The sequence below is a fragment of the Sinorhizobium americanum genome (assembly GCF_001651855.1).
GTDB lineage: Bacteria > Pseudomonadota > Alphaproteobacteria > Rhizobiales > Rhizobiaceae > Sinorhizobium > Sinorhizobium americanum.
The window spans coordinates 122,427-146,781 of sequence record NZ_LNQC01000064.1; the positions used below are offsets into that span (position 1 = coordinate 122,427).

21 protein-coding genes and 1 pseudogene are annotated in these 24,355 nt (G+C 63.3%); 5 read left to right on the plus strand and 17 right to left on the minus strand.

Annotated elements, in window-relative coordinates:
- Positions 1-141 precede the first annotated feature (141 nt).
- From ATC00_RS19485 to tolQ, 10 genes are all read right to left on the minus strand, one after another.
- The gene (locus ATC00_RS19485; protein WP_037388812.1) at positions 142-906 is read right to left on the minus strand and encodes an outer membrane protein; all 765 of its coding nucleotides are present in this window, start codon (positions 904-906) and stop codon (positions 142-144) included.
- Positions 907-1,226: 320 nt separating this feature from the next.
- Positions 1,227-2,579 (minus strand): phosphoglucosamine mutase, encoded by a 1,353-nt coding sequence (gene glmM, locus ATC00_RS19490; protein ID WP_037388959.1) that lies wholly within the window; start codon positions 2,577-2,579, stop codon positions 1,227-1,229.
- A 353-nt stretch (positions 2,580-2,932) separates the two neighbouring features.
- Positions 2,933-4,870, minus strand: coding sequence for an ATP-dependent zinc metalloprotease FtsH (ftsH, locus tag ATC00_RS19495; protein WP_064254018.1), 1,938 nt, complete (start codon positions 4,868-4,870; stop codon positions 2,933-2,935).
- A 98-nt stretch (positions 4,871-4,968) separates the two neighbouring features.
- Positions 4,969-6,306 carry a tRNA lysidine(34) synthetase TilS gene (gene tilS / locus ATC00_RS19500; RefSeq protein ID WP_064254019.1) on the minus strand — a complete coding sequence of 446 codons (1,338 nt, stop codon included), beginning with the start codon at positions 6,304-6,306 and terminating at the stop codon, positions 4,969-4,971.
- Between the two features lie 10 nt (positions 6,307-6,316).
- Entirely contained in the window at positions 6,317-7,342 is a 1,026-nt protein-coding gene (ybgF, locus tag ATC00_RS19505) for a tol-pal system protein YbgF (protein ID WP_037388818.1), read from the minus strand.
- Between the two features lie 193 nt (positions 7,343-7,535).
- Positions 7,536-8,066, minus strand: a complete 531-nt coding sequence (pal, locus tag ATC00_RS19510) for a peptidoglycan-associated lipoprotein Pal (RefSeq protein WP_012709282.1) — start codon at positions 8,064-8,066, stop codon at positions 7,536-7,538.
- A 294-nt stretch (positions 8,067-8,360) separates the two neighbouring features.
- The gene (gene tolB / locus ATC00_RS19515) at positions 8,361-9,668 is read right to left on the minus strand and encodes a Tol-Pal system beta propeller repeat protein TolB (RefSeq protein ID WP_132077915.1); all 1,308 of its coding nucleotides are present in this window, start codon (positions 9,666-9,668) and stop codon (positions 8,361-8,363) included.
- Between the two features lie 80 nt (positions 9,669-9,748).
- Positions 9,749-10,819, minus strand: coding sequence for a hypothetical protein (locus tag ATC00_RS19520; RefSeq protein WP_037388820.1), 1,071 nt, complete (start codon positions 10,817-10,819; stop codon positions 9,749-9,751).
- A gap of 9 nt (positions 10,820-10,828) precedes the next feature.
- Positions 10,829-11,281 (minus strand): protein TolR, encoded by a 453-nt coding sequence (gene tolR, locus ATC00_RS19525; RefSeq protein WP_012709285.1) that lies wholly within the window; start codon positions 11,279-11,281, stop codon positions 10,829-10,831.
- Between the two features lie 27 nt (positions 11,282-11,308).
- Positions 11,309-12,028, minus strand: a complete 720-nt coding sequence (gene tolQ / locus ATC00_RS19530; protein ID WP_037388822.1) for a protein TolQ — start codon at positions 12,026-12,028, stop codon at positions 11,309-11,311.
- 315 nt (positions 12,029-12,343) lie between these two features.
- Between tolQ and ligD the strand changes: the two are divergent.
- Positions 12,344-14,088 (plus strand): annotated as a pseudogene (ligD, locus tag ATC00_RS19535) (non-homologous end-joining DNA ligase).
- On the opposite strand, the gene ybgC reads toward ligD, so the two are convergent.
- Entirely contained in the window at positions 14,085-14,549 is a 465-nt protein-coding gene (ybgC, locus tag ATC00_RS19540; protein ID WP_037388825.1) for a tol-pal system-associated acyl-CoA thioesterase, read from the minus strand. The pseudogene ligD and the gene ybgC sit on opposite strands and share 4 nt — an antisense overlap.
- Before the next feature lie 127 nt (positions 14,550-14,676).
- Here ybgC and ATC00_RS19545 point away from each other — a divergent pair, with 127 nt between their 5' ends.
- Genes ATC00_RS19545 through ATC00_RS19555 form a run of 3 tightly spaced genes read left to right on the plus strand, consistent with a single transcriptional unit; the run spans position 14,677 to position 17,686 of the window.
- Positions 14,677-15,897: an NAD-dependent epimerase/dehydratase family protein gene (locus ATC00_RS19545; protein ID WP_064254020.1), complete on the plus strand. Its 1,221-nt coding sequence runs from the start codon at positions 14,677-14,679 to the stop codon at positions 15,895-15,897.
- Positions 15,894-16,772, plus strand: coding sequence for a glycosyltransferase (locus ATC00_RS19550; RefSeq protein WP_064254021.1), 879 nt, complete (start codon positions 15,894-15,896; stop codon positions 16,770-16,772). The genes ATC00_RS19545 and ATC00_RS19550 overlap by 4 nt, the downstream gene beginning before the upstream one ends.
- Positions 16,769-17,686, plus strand: coding sequence for an NAD-dependent epimerase/dehydratase family protein (locus tag ATC00_RS19555; protein WP_037388831.1), 918 nt, complete (start codon positions 16,769-16,771; stop codon positions 17,684-17,686). Before ATC00_RS19550 ends, ATC00_RS19555 begins: the two co-directional genes overlap by 4 nt.
- A gap of 33 nt (positions 17,687-17,719) precedes the next feature.
- Here ATC00_RS19555 and ATC00_RS19560 read toward each other — a convergent pair whose 3' ends face one another.
- From ATC00_RS19560 to ruvC, 4 genes are all read right to left on the minus strand, one after another.
- Positions 17,720-18,622 carry a metallophosphoesterase gene (locus ATC00_RS19560; RefSeq protein ID WP_064254022.1) on the minus strand — a complete coding sequence of 301 codons (903 nt, stop codon included), beginning with the start codon at positions 18,620-18,622 and terminating at the stop codon, positions 17,720-17,722.
- A 1-nt stretch (position 18,623) separates the two neighbouring features.
- Complete coding sequence (ruvB, locus tag ATC00_RS19565; RefSeq protein WP_064254023.1) at positions 18,624-19,664, minus strand: Holliday junction branch migration DNA helicase RuvB; 1,041 nt, start codon at positions 19,662-19,664, stop codon at positions 18,624-18,626.
- Positions 19,665-19,810: 146 nt separating this feature from the next.
- Positions 19,811-20,428 carry a Holliday junction branch migration protein RuvA gene (gene ruvA, locus ATC00_RS19570; RefSeq protein ID WP_037389033.1) on the minus strand — a complete coding sequence of 206 codons (618 nt, stop codon included), beginning with the start codon at positions 20,426-20,428 and terminating at the stop codon, positions 19,811-19,813.
- 278 nt (positions 20,429-20,706) lie between these two features.
- Positions 20,707-21,219, minus strand: coding sequence for a crossover junction endodeoxyribonuclease RuvC (gene ruvC / locus ATC00_RS19575; RefSeq protein ID WP_064254024.1), 513 nt, complete (start codon positions 21,217-21,219; stop codon positions 20,707-20,709).
- Positions 21,220-21,388: 169 nt separating this feature from the next.
- Between ruvC and ATC00_RS19580 the strand changes: the two genes are divergently transcribed.
- Positions 21,389-22,390: an LLM class flavin-dependent oxidoreductase gene (locus tag ATC00_RS19580; protein WP_064254025.1), complete on the plus strand. Its 1,002-nt coding sequence runs from the start codon at positions 21,389-21,391 to the stop codon at positions 22,388-22,390.
- A 183-nt stretch (positions 22,391-22,573) separates the two neighbouring features.
- Here the strand turns inward: ATC00_RS19580 and ATC00_RS19585 are convergent, their stop codons facing one another.
- Together ATC00_RS19585 and ATC00_RS19590 are read right to left on the minus strand one after the other, a co-directional pair.
- Positions 22,574-23,320: a YebC/PmpR family DNA-binding transcriptional regulator gene (locus tag ATC00_RS19585; RefSeq protein WP_064254043.1), complete on the minus strand. Its 747-nt coding sequence runs from the start codon at positions 23,318-23,320 to the stop codon at positions 22,574-22,576.
- 136 nt (positions 23,321-23,456) lie between these two features.
- Positions 23,457-24,287 (minus strand): MBL fold metallo-hydrolase, encoded by an 831-nt coding sequence (locus ATC00_RS19590; protein ID WP_064254026.1) that lies wholly within the window; start codon positions 24,285-24,287, stop codon positions 23,457-23,459.
- Positions 24,288-24,355 lie beyond the last annotated feature (68 nt).

Sequence of the window (24,355 nt, forward strand, 5' to 3'; positions counted from 1 at the left end):
AGCCTCGTGGCGGTTCTCGTTAACTGTTGGCAGGCACAGGTTAACCGGCGGTTAAGCATGTTTGTTAACCGCTTGCATTTCCCTACACAAAGGAAAGGGCCGCAAACGCGGCCCTCAGGAAATGCGCTCCGTCAAATTCCATCATTGCAGCGCGTAGCGCATGCCGAGCTTGAAGTCGTGCGACGTGATGTCCTTGAAGTGCATCGGGCCGTTGACCACAGTCCCGTCGTAGCTGCGGATATTGCCGGTCTTGGCGTCGCCGAGATCGACATAGCTATAGCCGAAATCGATCGCCAGCCGCTCGGTTGCCTGATAGGCGACGCCGGCATGCAGCGCCCAGGCGAAGTTCCAGGTCGGGTCTTCGTCGGCATAGGCGACGCCGGCCATCGGCACGTTGATGTCGCGGAAACCCGAGATCGTGTTGCGCGACGCGCCGATACCGGCGCCGACATAGGGCTTGACGCCGTACCAGTCGCCGATGTCGACATAGGCGTTGGCCATCAACAGCCACTCCGACTTGGCGCCGTCATAATCGTTGGTGTTGTCGAAAACACCGTCACCGTCGCCGTCATAGCGGTCGAGAGCGGAGAAATCGGCCTTGCCGCGGTATTCGACGATACCGTCCATGCGCAGCCAGTCATTGAACTGGTAGCCGATACCGACGCCTGCCAGCGGCGCGCTGTCGAAGCTGCCCTCATCGACGAATTCATGAAGCGCGACTTGGTCGAACAGCTCGTGATCCATGCTGCCGAGCCGCTGGTTGCTCATGCCGAGATGCCCGCGCAGATACAGGCCGCCGACGACGATTGGTGCGGGGTCCACCGGATCTTCAACGTAGAGGTCGGCCGCCAACGCAGGAGTGCCGCCCAACCATGCAGCGACAACCGCAATCAAGGTCTTCTTCATAACATGCTCCGCGAATAGTCTTTCTGCGGCGGTACAGTTCCACCCGGCAGGCCTACAACTTCTGTTGCAACCAAAACTCGCACGGCCCGGTTAATATTGGATTAAGTATAGAAATTTACTTCGTTTATTAAGATTCGAGGCCGTTTAGGTACGCCATGCGGCAAAAGGGCCGGCAATGATGCCGGCCCCTGAAATGCATTGTAGCTGCCCGAAGATTCTACAGCGCCGCGCGTCTTTTCAGACGCGCAAAGGACGCTGCAACACTTTAAATCTACGCATCGTGCTTTCCGAAAATCGATTCTGATTTTCGGGCCGATTCGCTAGGCGGCGTTGCGCACGCTGCCGATCACGTTGACCAGTTCGTCGACGATGCGCTCGACCTTGCCGCGGTCGTCGCCTTCCGCCATCACGCGGATCAGCGGCTCGGTGCCGGAAGGGCGGATCAGAAGCCGGCCGCCCTTCGCGAGCTCCGCTTCGGCGTCGGCGATCGCCTGGCGCACCGCCTCATGCTCGAGCGGCTTGCCCGCCGAAACGCGCACATTCTTCAAGACCTGGGGCACCGGCTCGAAGCGTCGGCAAACCTCGCTCACAGCCCTGCCCTGCCGCTTGACGACGGCGAGGATCTGCAGCGCCGCGACGAGCCCATCTCCCGTCGTGCCGAAGTCGGACAGCACGATGTGGCCGGACTGCTCGCCGCCGACGTTCAGGCCGTCCTGGCGCATCTGCTCGACGACATAGCGGTCGCCGACCTTGGTGCGGTGGAGCTTCAGCCGGCGCGCCTGGAGGTAGCGCTCGAGGCCGAGGTTCGACATGACCGTGGCCGCGATGCCGCCGCCCTGCAACATGCCATCGGCCGCCCAGCTGTCGGCAATGACCGCCATCAGTTGGTCGCCATCGATCACCGTGCCCTTCTCGTCCACGATCAGCACCCGGTCGGCGTCGCCGTCGAGTGCGATGCCGATGTCCGCCCGCACCTCGTGAACCTTTTTCTGCAATGCCTCCGGATGCGTCGAGCCGCATTCGAGATTGATGTTGACGCCGTTCGGCTCGGTGCCGATCGTTACCACTTCGGCGCCGAGTTCCCAAAGCGCCAGGGGAGCGACCTTGTAGGCGGCGCCGTTCGCGCAATCGATGGCGATCCTCAGTCCCTTCAGCGTGACGTCGCGCGGCAGCGTCCGCTTCGCCTGCTCGATATAGCGGTAGATGTCGCCGTCGACGCGCTTGGCGCGGCCGATGTCCTCGGGCTTGGCAAGCTGCCCCGACATGTCCTGGTCGATGAGTTCCTCGATCTTTTCCTCGATGTCGTCGGAGAGCTTGTAGCCGTCCGGCCCGAACAGCTTGATGCCGTTGTCGCGGAACTGATTGTGCGAGGCGGAGATCATCACGCCGATATCGGCCCTCAGCGACCGCGTCAGCATGGCGACGCCGGGAGTCGGGATCGGTCCGAGCAGGAAGACGTCGAGACCGGCGGCGGTGAAGCCCGCCACCATTGCGTTTTCGAGCATATAGCCCGAAAGTCGCGTGTCCTTGCCGATCACCACGCGGTGACGGTGCGCGCCGTTGCGGAAAATGGTTCCGACGGCGACGCCGACGCGCATGGCGAGATCGGCGGTCATCGGGAAAATATTGGATTGGCCGCGAATACCGTCGGTGCCAAAATACTTGCGCTTCATAAGAACTCCATCGTCCTGCTTCGGCAGGATCTCTTTTGCCGGCCGCGTCTGGTTGCGTGTTCCACGACTGGTTTTCATGTCCCCGGGACCTCGACTGCAGGCCATTTCAAGAGGGACTGGAAACGCGGCCGCGCGTCGCCCCTCGCTTCAACTATAGTAAGCCCCTTCCCGTCAAAACGGTAAATGGGGCGGCTTTGGGCCATCTTTGGCACAAATGCACAACAAACGGCAGCAACTCTACCATCAGAAATCATTACAGCCCGTTACCAAGCGCACTTGCTTCACGCCACAAAAAACCGCCGCTCCCTTCGGAAGCGGCGGCTTTGTCTTCAAGCCTGTTGCCACCGGCTGAACTATTGCGGCTGCGGCTCGAAGCCGCCTTCGGGTTCTTCGCCCTTGTTGCCGACTTCCTTCTTCGTGCCGGCCGACGGCACTGCCGAACCGCGATGCGGCGGCGTGTCGTCGCCAAGGTCGCGCGCGGGCTTCTCGCCGCGGATCAGCGCCTTGATCTCGTCGCCGGTCAGCGTCTCGTATTCGAGCAGCCCCTCGGCGAGCGCCACGAACTCGTGGTGCTTTTCCGTCAGGATGCTGCGTGCCGTTTCATAAGCCTCGTCGATCAGGCGGCGGATTTCGTTGTCGATCTTCTGGGCGGTCGCCTCCGAGACGTTCTTCTGCTGCGCCACGGAATGGCCGAGGAAGATCTCCTGCTGGTTCTCGCCATAGGCCACCTGGCCGAGCTGATCGGAGAAGCCCCATTGCGTCACCATCGCCCGGGCGAGTTTCGTCGCCTGCTCGATATCGGAAGAAGCGCCGGAGGTGATGTTCTCCTTGCCGAAGGTCAGTTCTTCGGCAACGCGTCCGCCCATCATGATGGCGAGGCGCGAGATCATCCACTTGTAGCTCATCGAGTAGCGGTCGCCCTCGGGCAACTGCATCACCATGCCGAGCGCGCGTCCGCGCGGGATGATGGTCGCCTTGTGCAGCGGATCGGCGGAAGGAACGCTGAGCGCCAGAATCGCGTGACCGGCCTCGTGATAGGCCGTGAGCTTTTTCTCGGCCTCGGTCATGGCGGAGGAGCGGCGCTCCGCACCCATCATGATCTTGTCCTTGGCGTCCTCGAACTCCTGCATGGTGACGAGGCGCTTGTTGCGCCGCGCCGCCATCAGCGCCGCCTCGTTGACGAGGTTCATCAGGTCGGCGCCGGAGAAGCCCGGCGTACCGCGCGCCAGAACCTTGAGGTCGACATTCGGCGCCAGCGGCACATTGCGGACATGCACCTTGAGGATGCGCTCGCGGCCGTTGATGTCGGGGTTCGGCACGACGACCTGACGGTCGAAGCGGCCCGGGCGCAACAGCGCCGGGTCCAGCACGTCGGGGCGGTTCGTCGCGGCGATCAGGATGATGCCTTCATTGGCCTCGAAGCCGTCCATCTCGACCAGCAACTGGTTCAGCGTCTGCTCACGCTCGTCATTGCCGCCGCCCAGGCCGGCGCCGCGATGGCGGCCGACGGCGTCGATCTCGTCGATGAAGATGATGCAGGGCGCGTTCTTCTTCGCCTGCTCGAACATGTCGCGGACGCGCGATGCACCGACACCGACGAACATTTCGACGAAGTCGGAACCCGAAATGGTGAAGAACGGCACGTTCGCTTCGCCGGCAACCGAGCGGGCAAGCAGCGTCTTGCCGGTACCGGGCGGGCCGACCAGCAGCACGCCGCGCGGGATGCGACCGCCGAGCCGCTGGAACTTCTGCGGATCGCGGAGGAATTCGACGATTTCCTCGAGGTCCTGCTTGGCCTCGTCGACGCCGGCAACGTCGTCAAAGGTCACGCGGCCATGCGCCTCCGTCAGCAGCTTGGCCTTGGACTTGCCAAAGCCCATGGCGCCGCGCGAGCCGCCTTGCATCTGGCGCATGAAAAACAGCCAGACGCCGAGGATCAGAAGCATTGGCAACAGGGTGCCGATGTAGCTCAGGAAACCAGAAGAACCATCGGTTTCCGGACGCACCGTCACCGTTACATCCTTCGCCTCAAGCCGCTCGGTCAAGGCGGTGTCGACGGCGGGGGCATAGGTCTGGAACGTCGCACCGCTTTCGGTGTAGCTGCCGATCACCTTGGAGCCGGTGATCACAACTTCCTTGACGCGGCTGGCATCGACGTCCTTCAGGAATTGCGAGAAGGGAATTTCACGCGAGCCCGTGCGCTCTGTCGGCTGCTGGAACATGCTGAACAGCGCGATCAGGAGAAGCGCTATGATTGCCCAGAGGGCAAAATTTCGAAAATTAGGGTTCATCGAACTCCCCGGAACCTGTGACAGCCCGCGCTTTCGCCGGGCTGCTCTATGCCCTTAACATAGGGTTCCGGCATCGCCTTGCCAAGGAAAACCGCCGGTCACCCTTCCATTTCTGTCAAAACGTCTTCAACCGGCGGCGGGGCGTATCTGTCGCGCCCGAACAACAGCGCGATCGCATCCGCCATGCTCCTGTCGAAACCCGGCAAAAAGGTGTCGTAGGGGCCGATCCGGCATTCAAGCCTCGCCGCTGCGGTCTCGGCGCCGGAGCTGGCGCTGTCCGCTGGCTCGGCGCGAGGTGCCACCAGCGATGCCCGATTGGCAATCCCCTCCGGCAGGCCTGCGGCAATAAGCCTCTGCCGCCACACGCGGGCCCCACGTTCTGCGCTGACCGTCAGGGCCGGGCCGAGGCTCGTGATGTTGAACCGGCCGTCCCAGGTGCCGCTCTCCCTTGCGCCTAACCTCAGGAGCGGCAGACCGCGTTCCTCGCGATAGAGATAAAGGCCGTTGCGCCGCCGGTCGAAGACGACGCGGCCCGCGGTCATCCGTCCCGCCTCGCCCGATCGCAGAAAGCCTGACAGCCGCTCCACCGTTGCGCGGCCCGGCAGATGCTCACGACCGCCGATCACCGCCGCGACGGTTATCAAGGCGCGGCGCCAGTCGGGATCGTCCATCCGTCCGGCCTGCGCCGGCGCGATCTCGGCGACGAGGCCCTCGTGAACGCGCAGATGCTCCAGCAGCAAAGCAGCCGCTCTTGCCGATGAAGCGGCACGCAGCTGGCCGTCCCGTTCAAGGCCCGGCGCATGCTCCTCGGCCGTGAGGCTGGCGCGCAGCCGGGCGCGCTCGAACAGCGGATTTTCATTGCTCGGATCGTCAAGCCAGCCAATGCCGCGGACCTCGAGGAAGGCGCGTATGTCGGCCCGACGTACCCCAAGGAAGGGTCGCAGCACCCAGACGCGGCGCCGGTAAAGCATGGCTGCCGCCATTCCGGCGCTGCCCGGGCCCCGCCCCTCACCGCGCGCGGCGCGCATGGCGATCGTCTCGCCCTGATCATCGCGCGTGTGACCGGTGACGATACAGTCTGCACCGAAAGCGGCCGCTGCTTCGGCCAGCAAGTCGTAGCGCTTCCGACGGGCTGCCGCCTGAATGCCCAAATGTGGCTTGTCGCCCTGCCAATGACCGATCCGGTGGGGAATGCCCAAGGCGGCGCAAAATGCCCCGACGGCCGCGGCCTCGTCGGCGGACTCCGGCCTCAAGGCGTGGTCGACCGTGCAGGCGACGAGCGAGAATCCTTTGAATTTCTGAGTTTCGAGCGCTTTGTGAAGCGCTATGAGCAGCCCCTTGGAATCGCTGCCCCCGGAAATGGCGACGAGAATCCGCCCCGGCTTGATAAAGGATTTGAGAAAACGTCTTGCCGCAGCGATGACGGCCTCTGGCATAGGGATGGCCTCAGCAGCCGAAGCGGCTCTGCTCGCTCGTCACCTTCGCCTTAACCGCAGCCGATGCCTTGGGATAACGCTTGTTCACCTCGCGCAAGGTGGCGCAGGCGGTTTCCTTGTTGTCAAGCGCCCCGAGCGACATGCCGAGCTTGAGCAGCATTTCGGGCGCCTTCGGCGACTTGCCATAGGTCTGATGGGCGTTCAGGAACGTCTTCGCCGACTCGTTGTACTTGCCCTGGGAATATTGTGCTTCGCCCATCCAGAAGCTTGCGTCGGCCGCTTTGTCGCCCTCCGGGAAAGCCGCGAGATAGTCGCGGAACTCCTGCTCCGCCATTCCATAATCGCCGGAGAGAACATGGCCGTAGGCGGATTGATAGAGATCGCCCGGATTGCCGAGGGCAGCAGTCTGCTGCTCGCTTCCGGGATTGGCGTTGAGGCCGCCATTGCCTTGAGTGGCAATCCCGGTGTCTACACCGGGAAGCGTGGCATTGGCGCCGGGCTGGGTGTCCGTCGTCGTCGAGACCGGATTGCCGTTTTCGTCGAAGATGATTGTGCCGAGTGTGCTTGGCGGCGGCGCCGCGTCTGCCGCATTCGGATCGGCGTTCGCCATACCGGTGCCGTCTGCTGGCCCGGTTGCTGGCGGGCTATCCGTCACCTCGGGGGTGACGGACGCCTGATCGCTGGACTTCGGCGTTTCAAGTGCGCCGCTTTTCTTGGAGGAAGACTTGCCGCTTTCCAGATCCTGGAAGCGGAACTCGTTGTCCTCCTGGAACTTCCGGATCTGCTCCTGCATCTGCAGAAGCTGGAAGCTCATTTCCTCGATACGCCCGTTGAGCGAGCGGATCTGTTCCTCGAGTTGGCCGATCCGGCCGACGTCGGTCGATTGCACCTTCACCACCGGCAGGTCGCCCTTGCTGGCGGCATCGGCATGGGTCGCACGGGGCAAGAGCCCCGAGAGCGGCATGGCATTTGCCGTTTGGCCGAGACCCGTAAGGGCCGCAAGACCAATCAGCCCTGCCACGACAAATTTCTTCATCTCATTTGTCCTGTTCGATAGATTGTTCTCACCCGGACCGCGCGCTCCGCAGTACATTCGACGATTCCATAGGGCGAGTGCCGCACAGTTTTCCAATTGCCGTGAAAAAGCAACGGAGTTCGGCCAAAGTGTGGTAAAAAAGAAAGGGCGGCCCGCGGCCGCCCCTTCAAAATCCATTTCAATCGCCCGGCTATCAGCTTCCGGCGCCGCCGAGAACAGTGACGGCGCGGCGGTTCTGCGACCAGCAGGAAATATCGTCGCAGACGGCAACCGGCTTTTCCTTGCCGTAGGAGATCGTCCGCATGCGGTTCGCGGGAACGCCCTGGCCTGCGAGATACTCGCGGGTTGCGGCAGCACGGCGAGCGCCGAGCGCCAGGTTGTATTCGCGCGTGCCGCGCTCGTCGGCATGGCCCTCGATGGTGATGGCATAGTTCGGATACTTCGCCAGCCACTGGGCCTGACGGGCGAGCGTCGCCTGCGCATCGGCGCGGATCGAGCTCGAGTCGGTATCAAAGAAGATGCGGTCGCCGACATTGACGGTGAAGTCCTGCTGCGAGCCCGGCGTCGCAGCGCCAGCACCAAGGCCGAGGCCGGCGGCATCGTTCGGCAGGTTCTTCTTGGAAGCGCAGCCGGCAACGGCAAGTGTCATGACGAGAGCGAGCATGACGGGATTGCGGGCAATGGTCTGCATGCGGCTTGCTGCCGGGGTGTCAATTCGGCTCATGGGCCGGGTCTCCTTGAGAAGTGGCTGAATTCACGGTTGCCAGACTGTAACCGGAAGCGGTTAATTGCTTTTCAACAGGTATGGTTAACAAATCGACAATCTGCGGCGGAGGGCCTGCTACAACAGCACTTTGCGGCGAGAAAGCGGCACGTCGGCCACAATTGCCGCCGCACCTGTGGACGACAGCGCCGCGCGTCCTATCAGACGCGCAAGGGTCGCTGTAGCACTTTGATGTGCGGCAGTCGTTTGAAGGTGCGCGATGCGGGCGGAAAGCCGCCCACATCTCCTTTTGCGCTATTCCATTAGCGGCGACCAGGCCGGATCCGAAGCGAAGCCCTGGGTCTGGATCTGCTGTTCGTTGTAGCCCGTCAAGTCGATGGAGTAGAGCTGCGGCCCGCCGGCGCCGGCATTCTGGCGGAAGAACATCAGCACCCGGCCGTTCGGTGCCCAGGTCGGCCCCTCATTGTGGAAACCGGTGGTGAGAATGCGCTCGCCCGAGCCATCCGGCTTCATCACGCCGATCGAGAACTTGCCTCCCGACTGCTTGGTGAAGGCGATCAGGTCGCCGCGCGGAGACCAGACCGGCGTCGAATAGGAGCCGTCGCCGAAGGAAATGCGCGTCTGGCCGGAGCCGTCCGCACCCATGACATAGAGCTGCTGCTTGCCGCCACGGTCACTTTCGAAAACGACCCGGGCACCATCGGGCGAGTAGGAAGGCGAGGTGTCGATCGCAGCAGTGTTGGTCAGCCGCGTCGTCGTGCGCGAACGCAGGTCCATCGTATAGATGTTGGCGTTGCCTTCCTGCTGCAGGCTCATGATCACCCGCTGCCCGTCCGGTGAGAAGCGCGGCGCAAAGGTCATGCCCGGGAAATTTCCGACCACTTCGCGCTGCCCGGTTTCGAGCTGTAGCAGATAGACGCGCGGCTGCTGGTTCTCGAAGGACATGTAGGTGATTTCCTGACGGTTCGGCGAGAAGCGCGGCGTCAGCACGATGTCGTTCGAATTGGTGAGCGCGCGGGCGTTGAAGCCGTCCTGGTCCATGATCGCGAGCTGCCGCTTGCGGGCATTCTTCGGGCCGCTTTCGGCGACATAGACGATGCGCGTGTCGAAATAACCCTTTTCGCCGGTGATCCGCTCATAGATCGCGTCAGCGATGATATGGGCGACGCGACGCCAGTTTTCCGGCTGGGTATAGAATTGCTGGCCGAGCATCTGCTGACCGGCGAAGGTGTCCCAAAGACGGAATTCCGCCTTCAGCCTGCCGTCACCTTCTTGGGTTACCCGGCCGATGACCAGCGCCTGCGCATTGATGACCTTCCAATCCTCGAAGCGCGGAGCGGCATCGGGGTTGGCGATTTTCTCAATGAAGGCACCCTTGTCGACCGGTGCGAAAAGCCCGGAGCGCTTGAGATCGGCGGCGACCACGTCGGAAATCTTCTGGGCGAGCTCGCCCTGGAGGAAGTCGGTCACCGCGATCGGCAACGGCTCGACATTGCCCTTGTTGATGTCGATCTCCACGACCGCGTTTGCCGGCGCAGCAAAAAGCGCGCCTGCGAACATCAACGTGAAAAGACGGAGAAGATTGCGTCTCAGCATTTCCATAAAGCCTTTCAGCCTTTCATCCTTCTGGGCGGGCGAGGAAAACTGTGCGCGGCCTTCCGCTCACATCACGCCCAACCTGTCTAGAGCATTGAGCTTGGGTCGAAGTTGACGACCACCTCGCTCCACGAATCGTACTTGTCTGGGGGCAGCCCCGTGAAAGGAGCTGATTTAAGAACGGCACGTCGCGCACCGCTGGCAAGCGCCCGGCGTGCCGCTTCCGAGCCGCCGGTGGCTTCGACTTCCGGCTCGCCGATCAACTCACCGTTCTGATCGAGCTGGAAGGTCACCTTGATGCGCACGTCCGCCGCATCGGCCATGCCGGGAATGATCGACCAGTTGTTCTGGATCTGGCCGCGCAGCGCGTCCATTTCGCTCTGCGAAAGCGTGTTGCCGCTCGTCGTCTTCTTGCCGCCGAGCGCCGCTTCCTCCGTCGAGCGCTTGGCGCCGCCGCCGGAGGAGTCCTGCTTGTTGAGCAGCGCCGCAATTTCGTCGGCGTTGAAGTCGCTCTCCTTCTGGGAGGATGCCTTCTTCTGCTCCTTCTTGGTCTCTTCCTTCTTGCGCTCCGGGGTCTTCGCCGTCTGGGCCGGCTTTTCGACCTTCGGCTTGACTTGCGGGGTGGGGACCTTGTCAGGCAACGCCTCGGCCTCCGGATTTTCGGCCGGCTGTTCCTCGGCGGGCGCCGGCTCCGGTTTGGTCTCCGGCTTCACTTCCTGTTTCGGTTCCGGGAGTGCGGCAACTTCGGTCGCCGGCTCCGAAGCCGGCTTGGGCTCCTCGACCTTCTGGATTTCCTCCTTCACCGGATCGGGTGTCGGCGGCGCCTTCTCGGTCTTTTCGGGGGCGGCGGCAGATTCGTTCTCGACGGGCTTGCTTTCAGGTTTCGGCGGCGTCTTCAGGTCGACGTCGTTGTCGCCGATATTCTCGGCGTTCTCGACCGGTGTCGGCTTCTTGGTTGGGACGGGCGAAGCCTTTTCCTTGGCGGGTGCCTTCTTGTCGCCCTGCTGGATCTGGGTCATGTCGGTGATCGGCACGATGTCGACCGGCAGCGCCTCGACATCCGCGACCTCGAATTCGGCCGGGCTGCCAAGCGACACCAGCGCCCAGGTCAGAACCAGAGCGTGGAGGACAGCAGATGTAGCAAGACCGCCCTTCATCTCCGGGGATCACTTTTCCTGTTCTTGAAGCGTTACGAGCCCGAGATTCTTGAAGCCGGCCGCCGAGATGCGCGCCATGACCTTCATCACCGTGCCGTAGTCGGCATTGGTGTCGCCGCGCACATAGATGCGCTCGTTGTAGCCGGTCGTGGCGATCGCCTCGAGCTTCGGAACGACTTCGTCGATGCCGATCGGCGTCTCCTGCAGGAAGATCTCGCCGGCCGGATTGACCGAGACGGTGATCGGCTGGGTGTCGGCGTTCATCGCCTTCGCCTGCGTTTCCGGCAGGTCGATCGGCACGCCCACCGTCATCATCGGTGCCGCCACCATGAAGATGATCAACAGCACGAGCATGACGTCGACGAGCGGCGTCACGTTGATTTCGCTGATCGTGCCGCCCTTGCCTCTGCGCCGGCGGCGTCCGCCGCCCGAGCCCTTGGCTCCGCCTACTGCCATACCCATCAGCGTCGTCTCCGTGCTCGAAGGTCGTTATTGCGCGGCCTGGCGCGAAGGCTGCAGCTTCTCGTCGATCTGCCGCGACAGGATGGCGGAGAACTCGTCGGCGAAGGCTTCCATGCGGGCGCTGAGCTTGCCGGCGTCGGCGGTGAACTTGTTATAGGCGATGACGGCAGGGATAGCGGCGAGCAGGCCGATGGCGGTCGCCAGCAGCGCCTCGGCGATACCCGGTGCAACGACGGCGAGATTGGTCGACTTCGAGCCGGCGATCGCCTGGAACGAGGTCATGATACCGACGACCGTGCCGAAAAGGCCGATGAAGGGCGCCGCCGAACCGATCGTCGCGAGCGAGCCTAGCCGCGCCTCCAGCGATTCGGATTCGCGGGCGAGCGTCACATCCATGGCGCGGTCGATGCGCATCTGCAGGCCGATCGGCGAGCGCGCGCCGCGTTCGAAGCTCTTCTTCCACTCGCGCATCGCCGAGACGAAGATCGCGCCCATACCGGTCGTCTGCCGATCGGAGAGCGTGCGGTAGAGCTCCTCGAGCGACTGGCCGGACCAGAAGACCTGCTCGAAATTGTCGAGCTGCCGGCGCACGCGCCCGTAGTTCAGCGACTTGTCGACGACGATCGCCCAGGTCCAGACCGAAGCTGCGATCAGCCCCAGCATGACCAGCTTGACCACCAAGCCTGCTTGCATGAACAGCGACCAGAGGGTCACATCGCTCGTCGCGGCCAATCCAACCTGTTCCATCGATCTCAGTCCCCGAATCCAAACACCCGGCAAGAGCAACGCATGCTCGTGACCGGGTCGCCCAAACGTCCTGCTGCAAAATGCCCCGGCATCGCCGCCATTCGCGGCAATTGCGATATACTCGCTTCAGCCTGCCTTCTTGCCGTCAATTTTGGTCAAAGGATGACGTGCACTGCACAAATCCTGATACACAGATAAAGACACTATTATCGTTAAGGGAGTGTTACCGAAGCGATGCTTGCCGATGGCACGGCAAGGAACTTCGCCGGCTCTTGCACGTTTCCGACCCGAACCGGAATCGGTTTGGGATCATCCATGGCTGCTCGAAACGAACCGCTCTCCGAGTACAACCGGCGCCGCGACTTCACGAAGACACGCGAGCCCAAGGGCAAGGTCGCGCCCACGAGCGGGGACCGGAAGCGGTTCCTTGTCCAGAAGCACGACGCAACGCGCCTGCACTACGATTTTCGTCTCGAATGGGAGGGCGTACTGAAGAGTTGGGCGGTCACCCGCGGCCCCAGTCTCAACCCGGGAGACAAGCGTCTTGCCGTGCGCACCGAGGACCACCCCCTCGCCTATGGTGACTTCGAGGGCACGATACCGGAAGGCGAATATGGCGGCGGCACGGTGATGCTCTGGGACACAGGCTGGTGGGAGCCGGAAGACGGCCCGGCGATAGCCCTGAGGAAGGGCAAGCTTTCCTTCAAATTGCATGGCAGTCGGATGAAAGGTGGCTGGGCGCTCGTGCGCATCCGGAAGCGCGACGGTGACAAGCGCGAGAACTGGCTGCTCGTCAAAGAGACTGACGAGATCGCGTCCGAGGATGGCGAGAGCCTGATCAAGGAGAACGTCACCAGCGTGGTAACCGGCCGCACGATGGACGAGATCGCTCGAGGCGAGGGTGAAAAACGGGCGCGCGTCTGGCATTCCAACAGGAGCACCGCCGCCAATCTAAAGGCAGGCGCGATTGCCGATAAGGACGAAGCTCTCAAGCGCTGAAGCCGGCTGGTGGCGGAGGTGGATTTCGCCGCATTTGTTCGATGGAGTCTGCGAGGGACACGGAGGTCGAGGCCATGAAACTGGAAGCAGTGAGACCGACAGACGCCGCGCCGAAAACGGGGAAGGGCAAACCCGCTGCCACGAAAAGCAAGGCGTCGTCCAGCAATGGCGACGCCGACGTCCTCGGCGTCCGGATCTCGCACCCCGAGCGCATCCTCTTCGAAGGCCAGGGCATCACCAAGATCGACCTTGCCCGCTACTATGCCGTGATCGCGGAGCGGATGCTGCCCTTCGCAGCCGATCATCCCCTTTCGCTGGTGCGCTGCCCGCAGGGCGGTGAGCGGCACTGCTTCTACCAGAAGCACGCCAGCGACGGTTTCCCGGAGACGATCCGCGAGGTGCCGATCGAAGAATCGTCCGGCGACACCGAGAACTACATGTATGTCCACGACGCCAAGGGCCTTGTCGCGGCCGTGCAGATGGGCACGCTCGAGTTTCACATCTGGGGGGCGACGATCGGCCGCCTGGAAACACCCGATCGCCTGGTCTTCGACCTCGACCCCGATCCGAGCGTCGACTTCGCCACGGTAAAGGCGGCCGCCGCCACGCTGCGCGACGAACTTGCCGGTATCGGCCTCCAGACCGTCGCCATGGTGACCGGCGGCAAGGGCGTCCATGTCATCGTGCCGCTTCGACCGCAAGCAGAATGGGAAGAGGCAAAAGCCTTCGCCAAGCGGGTTGCGCAATCTTTCGCCGAGCGCGACCCGGAGCATTTCGTCGCCACCATGTCGAAGGCGAAGCGCAAGGGTCGGATCTTCATCGACTGGCTGAGGAACGACCGCGGCGCCACCGCGATCGCCCCCTATTCCACGCGTGCCCGCGCCGGTGGGCCCGTCGCTACGCCGGTCGGCTGGGACGAGCTCGAGAGGCTTGACGCCGCCAACGGCTTTCACATTGCCGACATCCTGGAGCGCATCGAGACGGGCACCGATCCCTGGCCGGAGATCGCCAAGACAAAGCAGTCGCTGACGAAGAAGGTACTGGAATCGGCGGTCGGCTAGCCTGGTTGCGCGGGCGCTCTTTGCGCCGCCAGGAACTTCGTCGCCAGCGCCTCCGGCAGACGCCTTGCCCGGCCCTGTCCATTGATCACCGCGATGATCACCTTGGCGGCGATCAACAGCACGCCGGCGCGGCGAATCTCCTGCTGCAGGACCATTTTGGCGCCGCCGGCTTTCTCGGTGCTGGTCTCGATCGTCAGGATGTCGTCCATCCGGGCCGGCGACTTGAAGTCGATCTCCATGCGGTGAACGACGAAAACGAGACCTTCCGCATCGCCTTCGATGGCGAGCGAAGCCTGTTCCACGCCCAGCAGCCGCAGATAGTCGGTTCGCGCGCGCTCCATGAAATGCAGGTAGCGGGCATGGTAGACGACGCCGGAGAAATCGGTGTCCTCGTAATAGACGCGCTGGATCAAACTGTGGCCGGTCTCGGTCAACTCGCCGGCAAGCGAAATCAGTGACATGGCATTCTCCGGGAGGATCTTTCGCTTTTCCTGTGCAGGAACAAAAAGACATTTGCAAGCATTGCAGCTTTGTCACAATCCTATCCTAACAGGTCACCGTGTCCCTTCCCGATCAGGAGAATCGTGCATGAAGATCGCAATCCTCGGCGGCGACGGTTTTGTCGGCTGGCCCACCGCATTGCATTTGTCCGATGCGGGCCACGACATCCACATTCTCGACAACCTCTCCCGCCGCTGGATCGATACCGAGCTCGGTGTGCAATCACTGACTCCGATGGACTCCATCCAGGAGCGCACCCGCATATGGCACGCGGAGACCGGCCGGCGCATCCATTTCAACCTGATCGACCTCGCCCGCGACTACGAGCTCCTGAAGAAGTGGCTTGCCGAACATCGCCCCGACGCGATCGTGCATTTCGCCGAGCAGCGCGCCGCGCCTTATTCGATGAAGACCGACCGCCATAAGAACTACACCGTCAACAACAACGTCAACGCCACCCATAACCTTCTGAATGCGCTGGTCGAGCTCGACCTCGACGCCCATCTCGTGCATCTCGGCACCATGGGCGTCTACGGCTATTCGACGATCGGCGCGGCGATCCCCGAAGGCTATCTGCCGGTCGGGATCGACACCATGGGCGGCGAGACGGTCAGCCAGGAGATCCTCTACCCGTCCAATCCGGGCTCGATCTACCATATGACCAAGTGCCTCGATCAGTTGCTCTTCCAGTTCTATGCGAAGAATGACGGGCTCAGGATCACCGACCTTCACCAGGGCATTGTCTGGGGGACCCATACGGAACAGACGCGTCGGCATCCGCAGCTCATCAACCGCTTCGACTATGACGGCGACTACGGGACGGTGCTCAACCGCTTCCTGATCCAGGCGGCGATCGGTTATCCGCTGACGGTTCACGGCACGGGGGGACAGACCCGCGCCTTCATCCATATCCAGGACTCGGTGCGCTGCATCGAGCTTGCGCTCAACAGCCCGCCAGCGCGCGGCAGCCGAGTGGAAATCTTCAACCAGATGACCGAAACTCACCGGGTCCGCGATCTCGCCGAGATGATTGCCAGGATGACCGGCTCGGAGATCGCCTGGCTGCCCAATCCGCGCAAGGAAGCGGCCGAAAACGATCTCGTCGTGCACAACGAGAAGTTCCTGGCCCTCGGGCTCGACCCGATCCGCCTCCAGGACGGGCTGCTTTCGGAGATCGTCGATGTGGCGAAGAAATTCGCCTATCGCGTCGACCGTACGCGCGTGCCGGCCGTCTCCGCCTGGACGAAAGACATCGCCCCGTTGATCAACCATGATCCCGAAGGCAAGCGGCTGAAATCCGTCTCATGAACCCCGCGACGCCTCATCCGGAGGGAGGCCTCCCCTGTTCCCCGGCCGCCGCCCAGGATGCTTTCGTGACGCTGGTCACCAATGCCGATTATGCGCTCGGCGCGCGGGCCTTGTTGCGGTCGATCCGGCTGACGCGAACGCCGGCGGATATCGTCGTGCTCTATACCGGCGGGGTGGAGCCCGCCGCACTCGAGCCGTTGACGGAATTCGACTGCCGCCTGATCGAAACGGAGCTGCTGCCCCTCTCGGACGAATTCAACGCCCGGCATCAGCGCCGCAACGTCCACGAGCTTGCCCCCTTCACCAAGGGGCGCAAGCCCGACTTCCACTCACCGCTCGACAACTTCTGTAAGCTTCGCCTCTGGCAGCTGGTCGAATATCAGCGCTGCGTCTTCATCGATGCCGACGCGCTCGTGCTGCGCAATATCGACAAGCTCTTCCTCTATCCGGAGTTTTCCGCCGCGCCGAACGTCTATGAGAGCCTTGCCGATTTTCACCGGTTGAATTCAGGCGTTTTCGTCGCAAAGCCGTCGCTCGAGACCTTCGAGAACATGCTGGCGGCACTCGACGCGCCGGGTGCTTTCTGGCCGCGCACCGACCAGACCTTCCTGCAGAGCTTCTTTCCCGACTGGCACGGCCTGCCGGTGACGATGAACATGCTGCAATATCTCTGGTTCAACCTGCCGGACCTGTGGGACTGGCGCTCGATCGGCGTGCTGCACTACCAGTACGAAAAGCCGTGGGAGAAGGACCATCCGCGTGCGGACGCGCTGCGGCCGCTGATCGCGCTCTGGAATGCCTACCTGACGGGCGAGGACATTCCAGACGCGGCGACTCTCGCGAATCCGGCAAGAACTGATACCGCCTCGTCATGACCCGTGTCCTCGTCTCCGGCGGCACAGGCTTCGTCGGCCGTTTCATCGTCGAGCACCTGCTTTTACGCGGCTACAGGGTCTCGGTCGGCGGACGCACGCAACCGGCGGACGGCTTCTTCTCGCGTCCGGTGCCCCATGTGCCGCTTCGGCTCGATCCGGATGCCGACCAGATCGCCGCTTTCGACAGTATCTACTATTTCGTCCACGCCGCCTTCGAGCATGTCGAGGGCAAGTATCGCGGCGGTGAAGGCAATGATCCGGAGGGCTTCCGCCGAGCCAACCTCGACGGCACGGTCCGGCTATTCGAAGAGGCGCGCGCCGCCGGCGTCCGCCGCTGCGTCTTCCTGTCGAGCCGCGCAGTTTATGGGGAGAGAGCGCCGGCCATCGTCCACGAGAGCACGCCGGCCGAACCCGACACGCTCTACGGCTCCATCAAGCTAGCCGCCGAGAACGCGCTCAAATCGATGACCGGCCACGGTTTCGTTACGGCGAGCTTGCGCGTCACCGGCGTCTATGGACGGGCCGGCCTCGGCCGAAAGCACAAGTGGAGCGGGCTTTTCGCCGACTATCTCGCCGGCCGCCCCGTGCCGCCGCGCATCGCCACGGAGGTGCATGGCGATGACGTCGCCGCCGCGGTACGCCTTATCCTGGAAACCGATCCGGCGAAAGTTTCCGGTCAGGTCTTCAACGTCTCGGACGTGCTCACCGGCAACCGCGAGATACTCTCCGTTCTTGAGGCAGAAACCGGCTGCCCGCATCCGTTGCCGCCGGCGGGCGAGTCCGATTTCAAGGTGATGTCGACCGACAAGCTCCGTGCGCTCGGGTGGGCGCCCGGCGGCGCCGACCGGCTGGCGGCGACGATCCGGGACTTGGCAGGATTAGCTAAACATGCTGGCGATAGCCCCTCAGCCTAGCTCTCTCCCCGATTCGGGCAAACCTCACCGCGACTATCCGAGATCCACCACGACAATCTCCGGCGGCACCCCGAAGCGGATCGGCCCAATCGAGCAGCCGAGGCCGCCGGAGATGATCAGGGTGCGATCGTCTTCGATCACGTGGCCATAGGCATAGCGGTCGCCGAAACGCGAGGGGACCATCGGCGAGTGTCCGAGAAACCGCACTTGGCCGCCATGGGTGTGGCCCGAAAGGGTCAGTGCGACGCGAGTCGGTACACGCGGAAAGATATCCGGCTCGTGCGCCAGCAGGATGACCGGGTCGCTGTCGCCGACTTGCGCAAGCGTCCCGTCGAGATCATCGAGCCCCTGGATGTGTTTGCGCTTCCACTTCTTGCCGGCGATCAAGGCACGCTGGTCCTCAAGGCCGGCGAGCCAGAAGCCCCGGCCGTCCTTCTCCAGCCGGATCGCCCGGTTGCTGTAAACATTGATGCCGACGTCGGAAAGCGCCCTGTGGGCGAAGGTTGTACCGCCGCCGTTTCGCTGCGCGGTCTTGTCCTCCCACCAGTCGTGATTACCCATGACAGCGTGGACGCCAAGCGGCGCTTGAAGTATCGCGAGCGCCTTCGACCATTCGCTCGAATGGATATAGCGGGTCACGAAGTTCATGCCGGTCGCATAATCGCCGAGGAGCACGGTGATGTCGCCGCCAAGGTCGTTGGCCTGTCGGCAGATCGACGCGATGCGGCTTGCGGACACCCAGGGCTCGCAGGCATGGATATCGGCGAGCGCAACAACACGCAGCTTCAAGCCCGGCGTCCAGCCCGGCGGCGTCAGCGCATAGCGGGTCACGTTCAGCCGCGCCAGCGGCTCGAAGGCAAAGGCATAGCCGCCAAGCGCCATGGCGCTTGCAAAACCGCCGCCGACGAATTTCATGAAGTCGCGGCGGGTGATCATCTCAATCCTCCTCGAGTGTCAGACGAAATTGGGCCGCCTCGACATCCTTCGGCGGATTGAGCCCCAAATGCTTCCAGGCGTTCGCCGTCAGCACGCGGCCGCGCGGCGTGCGCTGGATGAAACCCTGCTGGATCAGATAGGGTTCGATTATATCCTCGATCGCATCACGCGGCTCCGATAGGCCGGCGCCGATCGTATCGATGCCGACGGGGCCGCCGCCGAAATTATGGGCGATCATAGTCAGGTAGCGGCGGTCGAGCTGATCAAGTCCCATATTGTCGACCAGCAAACGCGTCAGCGCCTCGTCGGCAAGCTCCCGCGTCACGGCCTCGACCCGCGCCACCTCGGCAAAATCGCGCACCCGGCGCAGCAGCCGGCCGGCGATGCGCGGCGTGCCGCGCGCCCGGCGGGCGATTTCGCGCGCGCCCTCATCGGTCATGCCGAGGCCCATCAGCCGCGCGCCGCGACGGACGATCAGTTCCAGTTCCTCGACCGTGTAGAAGTTGAGCCGCACCGGGATGCCGAAGCGGTCGCGCAACGGCGTTGTCAAGAGACCGAGGCGCGTCGTCGCCGCCACCAGCGTGAACTTGGCAAGATCGATCTTCACCGAGCGCGCCGCCGGCCCTTCGCCGATGATCAGGTCGAGCTGGAAATCCTCCATGGCCGGATAGAGGATTTCCTCGACCGCCGGGTTCAGGCGATGGATCTCGTCGATGAACAGCACGTCGCGCTCTTCGAGATTGGTGAGCAGCGCCGCGAGATCGCCGGCCTTGGCGATGACCGGTCCTGACGTCGAGCGAAAATTGACGCCGAGCTCCTTCGCCATGATCTGCGCCAACGTCGTCTTGCCGAGGCCGGGCGGCCCGACGAAGAGCACGTGGTCGAGCGCCTCGCCGCGGTTGCGGGCCGCCTCGATGAAGATCTTGAGGTTGGCGCGTGCCTCTTTCTGGCCGGTGAACTCGTCGAGCGACTGTGGGCGCAGCGTCGCATCGAGGTCCTCGCCCCGCTTTTCCGGCGCAATCAGGCGTGCGGCTTCAGTCATCTCAAACTTCCGTTGCGGGATGGATCGCGCGGCCGCTCGATATCGCGCCCGCGCGTCTCGACCTTAGTGCGCGGGCGTCGGTCAATCCAGTGCGATCGCTCACACCTCACTCCTATTCCATTGTGGCTGCAGAAAGGCTTTCCGCCTCAGCGCGCCAGCTCCTTCAATCCCAGGCGGATCAGCTTGGCGCTGTCACCCCCCTCGCCGCCATTCTTCAAGGCCGCGGCGACCGCGTTCGCCGCCTGGTCGCGTGAATAGCCGAGATTGGTGAGCGCCGACACCGCATCGGCGACCGGAGCAGAGGCAACTCCCTCGCCCAGTTCCTGCTTGAGGCCGATCGTCGGGGCCATGTCGCCGGCAAAGGCCGGAGCCTTGTTCTTCAGCTCGGTGACGATGCGCACCGCCACCTTCGGTCCGACGCCTGGCGCGCGCGCCACCGACGTTTTGTCCTGCAGCGCGATGGCGTTGGCGAGTTCGCCGGGTGTCAGCGTCGAAAGCAGCGCCAGCGCCACCTTCGAGCCCACTCCCTGGACGGTCTGCAGCAGGCGGAACCATTCGCGCTCGAGGACCGACAGAAAGCCGAAAAGCTTCAACTGGTCTTCGCGCACATAGGTCTCGATGAAAAGCACCGCAGCCTCACCGGCCGAGCCGAGCCTGGCGAGCGTGCGGGCCGAACAATAGGCCACATATCCGACCCCCTGAACGTCGAGGACGACATAGTCCTCGCCGATTTCGTCGATGGTGCCTTTGAGCTTGCCTATCATCTGGCTTCCGTCTTTCTGGGTCTCAAAACTCGACCCGTCCTCCATCTTTGGGCCTCGCCGGGCATTTCAACGCAAGCGGCAAGAACCCCTCCCCAACCCCTCCCCACAAGGGGGAGGGGCTACGTTGCCGCGACCTCCTGGCCCCACCTCACCCTTCTAGTTAAGGTGTGGAAGTTGTGAAGATCGCCGCGGGCGCCAAGCCCCTCCCCCTTGTGGGGAGGGGTTGGGGAGGGGTTCTTGTCCTTTGCCGTCACCATTCCGCCCTTCACGATCCATGACTACCCCGCAAGCGCTGCAAGGCGGCTCGTAACCGCCTGCCTGTTGTGCGCATGGCAGATGGCGATCGCAAGCGCGTCGGCGGCGTCGTTGCCCTTGAACTCGGCCTTGGGCATCAGCACCTTCAGCATCATGTGGATCTGCTGCTTCTCCCCATGGCCGACGCCGATCACCGCCTTCTTCACGGCATTCGGCGCATATTCGGCGACCCGCAGGCCGGCGCGCGCCGGAACGAGCATGGCAATGCCGCGCGCCTGGCCGAGCTTCAGCGTCGCCGTCGCGTCCTTGTTGACGAAGGTCTGCTCCACGGCCGCCTCGAGCGGCTGATAGCTATGCACCACCTCAGCAAGCCCGTCGTGCAATTGGCAGAGGCGCGAGGCAAGGTCCATCTCGCCATCCGAGGTCACCGTGCCGGACGCGACGAAGCGCAGCGAATTGCCGAGCGTCTCGATAATTCCCCAGCCGGTGCGCCTCAGGCCCGGATCGATGCCGATGATGCGAATCGTGGTCTGCATGGCTCACCCTATGTCGGTCAACGGGACGCTGCCAGCAAAAAGTGAACAAAACAAAAACATTACACAGAAACGATACTTGCCGGCAGAAAAATACAGGGGCGGTCTTGGCGCAAAGAAACTTAAACCTACATGGAGATCGATCAATTTCTCTTAATTGAAGGCGTTCGCCATGGTGCCCTTTTCCGTTCTCGACCTATCCCCGATTACCGAAGGCGGCAGCGTCGCCCAGTCGCTGGAAAACTCGCGCCGGCTGGCGATCGCAGCGGAGGAGAATGGCTACAGCCGCTTCTGGCTGGCCGAGCATCACGGCATGAAGGGAATTGCCAGCGCCGCGACCTCGATCGTCATCTCGCATGTGGCTTCGGCGACGCAGAGCATCCGCGTCGGCTCCGGCGGCATCATGCTCCCCAACCATTCGCCGCTCGTCATTGCCGAGCAGTTCGGCACGCTTGCGGCTCTTTATCCCGGCCGTATCGATCTCGGCCTCGGCCGTGCTCCTGGCACCGACATGCGGACGGCGCAGGCTCTCCGGCGCAATATGGAAGCCAGTTCCAACAATTTCCCGAACGATGTCGTGGAGCTTCAGGCGTTGCTCGGGCCTGTCGGCGAAGACCAGAAGATCATCGCCGTGCCGGGGGCCGATGCGAACGTGCCGATCTGGCTGCTCGGCTCCAGTCACTTCAGCGCCCATCTTGCCGGCATGCTCGGCCTTCCCTTCGCCTTCGCATCGCATTTCGCGCCGGACATGCTGGTCTCGGCGCTCGAGATCTACCGCGAGCGCTTCGCGCCGTCTCCGCAGCTCGACAGGCCGCAGGTGATGGTCGGAGTCATGGGCGTCGCGGCCGACACGGACGAGGAGGCGAACTATCTCTTCACCTCGATGCAGCAATCCTTCGTGGCGCTTCGCCGCAATGCCCGCGGCCGCTTCCCGCCGCCGGTCCGGTCGATGCAGGGGCTGTGGAGCCCGGACGAAAAAATCTTCGTCGACCATGCGATGCGCTATGCGGTCGTCGGCGGTCCCGAAACCATCCGCCGGAAGATCGAGGAATTCGTCGATCTCACCAGGGCCGACGAGCTGATCGTCTCCATGCCGATCTTCGACATGGAGAAGCGGCTGCACTCGCTGAAGCTGTTCGCACAGGCGCAAGCGGATTTGGCGCGGGCTGCTTGACCGCAAAGGGTGGCACCCCCTCTACCCTGCCGGGCATCTCCCCCACAAGGGGGGGTTCACGGTTCGCGTGACGAGCAATTGATTGAGCGGAACATCGCCGCTTGCCGATCTCTCCCCTTGCGGGGGAGATGCCCGGCAGGGCAGCGGGGGTATTACGCCCGCTTGCCCAGCGCCGAACAGACTTCAGGCGGAAAGCTTCGCCAGCACTTCCTCGGACACCTCGAAGTTCGAATAGACGTTCTGGACGTCGTCGTCGTCTTCGAGGTTGTCGATGAGCTTCATCAGCGACTGCGCCTTTTCCTCATCGACCGGCACAGTGTTCTGCGGCTTCCAGATCGCCTTGACGGTCTCGGCTTCGCCGAACGCGCCTTCGAGCGCCTTCGAGACATCGCCGATATCTTCGAAACCGCAGATGATCGTATGGCCATCCTCGTCCGTCGCCACGTCGTCGGCGCCCGATTCAATCGCCGCTTCCATCACCTTGTCGGCGTCGCCGGCGGAAAGCGGGTAGGTGATTTCGCCGACTCGGTCGAAGGAGAAGGACACCGAACCGGTTTCACCGAGTGCGCCGCCGGCCTTGGTGAAGATCGAGCGGACATTGGAGGCGGTGCGGTTGCGGTTGTCGGTCAGCGCCTCGACGATGACGGCAACGCCGCCCGGGCCATAGCCTTCGTAACGGACTTCCTCGTAGTTCTCCGCGTCGCCGCCGGCCGCCTTCTTGATGGCGCGCTCGATATTGTCCTTCGGCATCGACTGCGCCTTGGCGTTCTGGATGGCGAGCCTGAGGCGCGGGTTCATGCCCGGGTCGGGCAGGCCGGTCTTCGCAGCGACGGTGATTTCGCGTGCGAGCTTGGAAAACATTTTCGAGCGCACCGCATCCTGACGGCCCTTGCGGTGCATGATGTTCTTGAACTGTGAATGGCCAGCCATGACGCCCTCTGCATGCATGAATTTGTTGGGATCGGGCGCCTTATAGTTTCATTGCCGCTTTTCGTCCAGCAGGGCCATCGTTCGGCGCGCGCAATTCGGCGCACCACAAGCGCAACGTCGCCCGGACACGGCAGCATCACACGCCCTGGAGCACATGGATCAGCGGTTTGCTCGGCAAAGTGCGCAGGGAAACCGTGATGCTCGGACCGGTGGCGAAGCTCTTGTCGTACTCGTCGCCGAACATCGCCAGGAAATCGCCGATCGGCGGCCCGCGCCGGTGCATCGGCAGGATCAGCGCGGCGCGCAGCCGCGACGTGACGCGGCTCATGCTTTCCGCCCCCATCGTCAGGCCGCCGTCGACCGGCACCATCAAGACGTCGAGCCGGCCGATCTGCCGGTAATGGCTGTCGTCGAGCTCGTGGTGCAGATGGCCGAGATGGCCGATGCAGAGACCCGCCACCTCGAAGATGAAGATCGAATTGCCGTCCGGCTCCATGCCCTCGAAGCCGGAGCGGATGTCGGTCGTCACGTTGCGGATATAGGTATCGCCGACGACGAGATCGTGGTCGGCCGGCTCGCCGTCCTCGCCCCAACCATGCAGCACGTGACGGATCGCTGGGTCCGGCGCCAGCGTATAGTGGCTCGAATGGGCCTTGTTCATGGTTACGACATCCGGCGGCGTCGCGGTCCGAAACCAACCATTGTAGTCGGTGGCGATCGAAATGCCGCCCGGCGTTTCGATCAGGAAGGTCGAGTGACCGACATAGGTGATGGTGACTTCGCCATCGGCCGCTGCCGCGACGGGTGCAACCTCGGGCTCGGCGAAGGCGACAAAAGTCGCCGCCGGCGTGGCTGCGGCGATTGCCTGGCACTGGCTGATCGGGGCGGAGGTATCCTGCGCATGGGCCGGCCACAGCGTATGGACAAACCAGATGAAGAGCAGGGCGTAGGCAAGATATCGCAGCATCCTCCACCTCTCACGCTGAGTTTCAGCGCCGAGCAGGATCATTCAAGCCCGCGGCATCGTCCACTTAC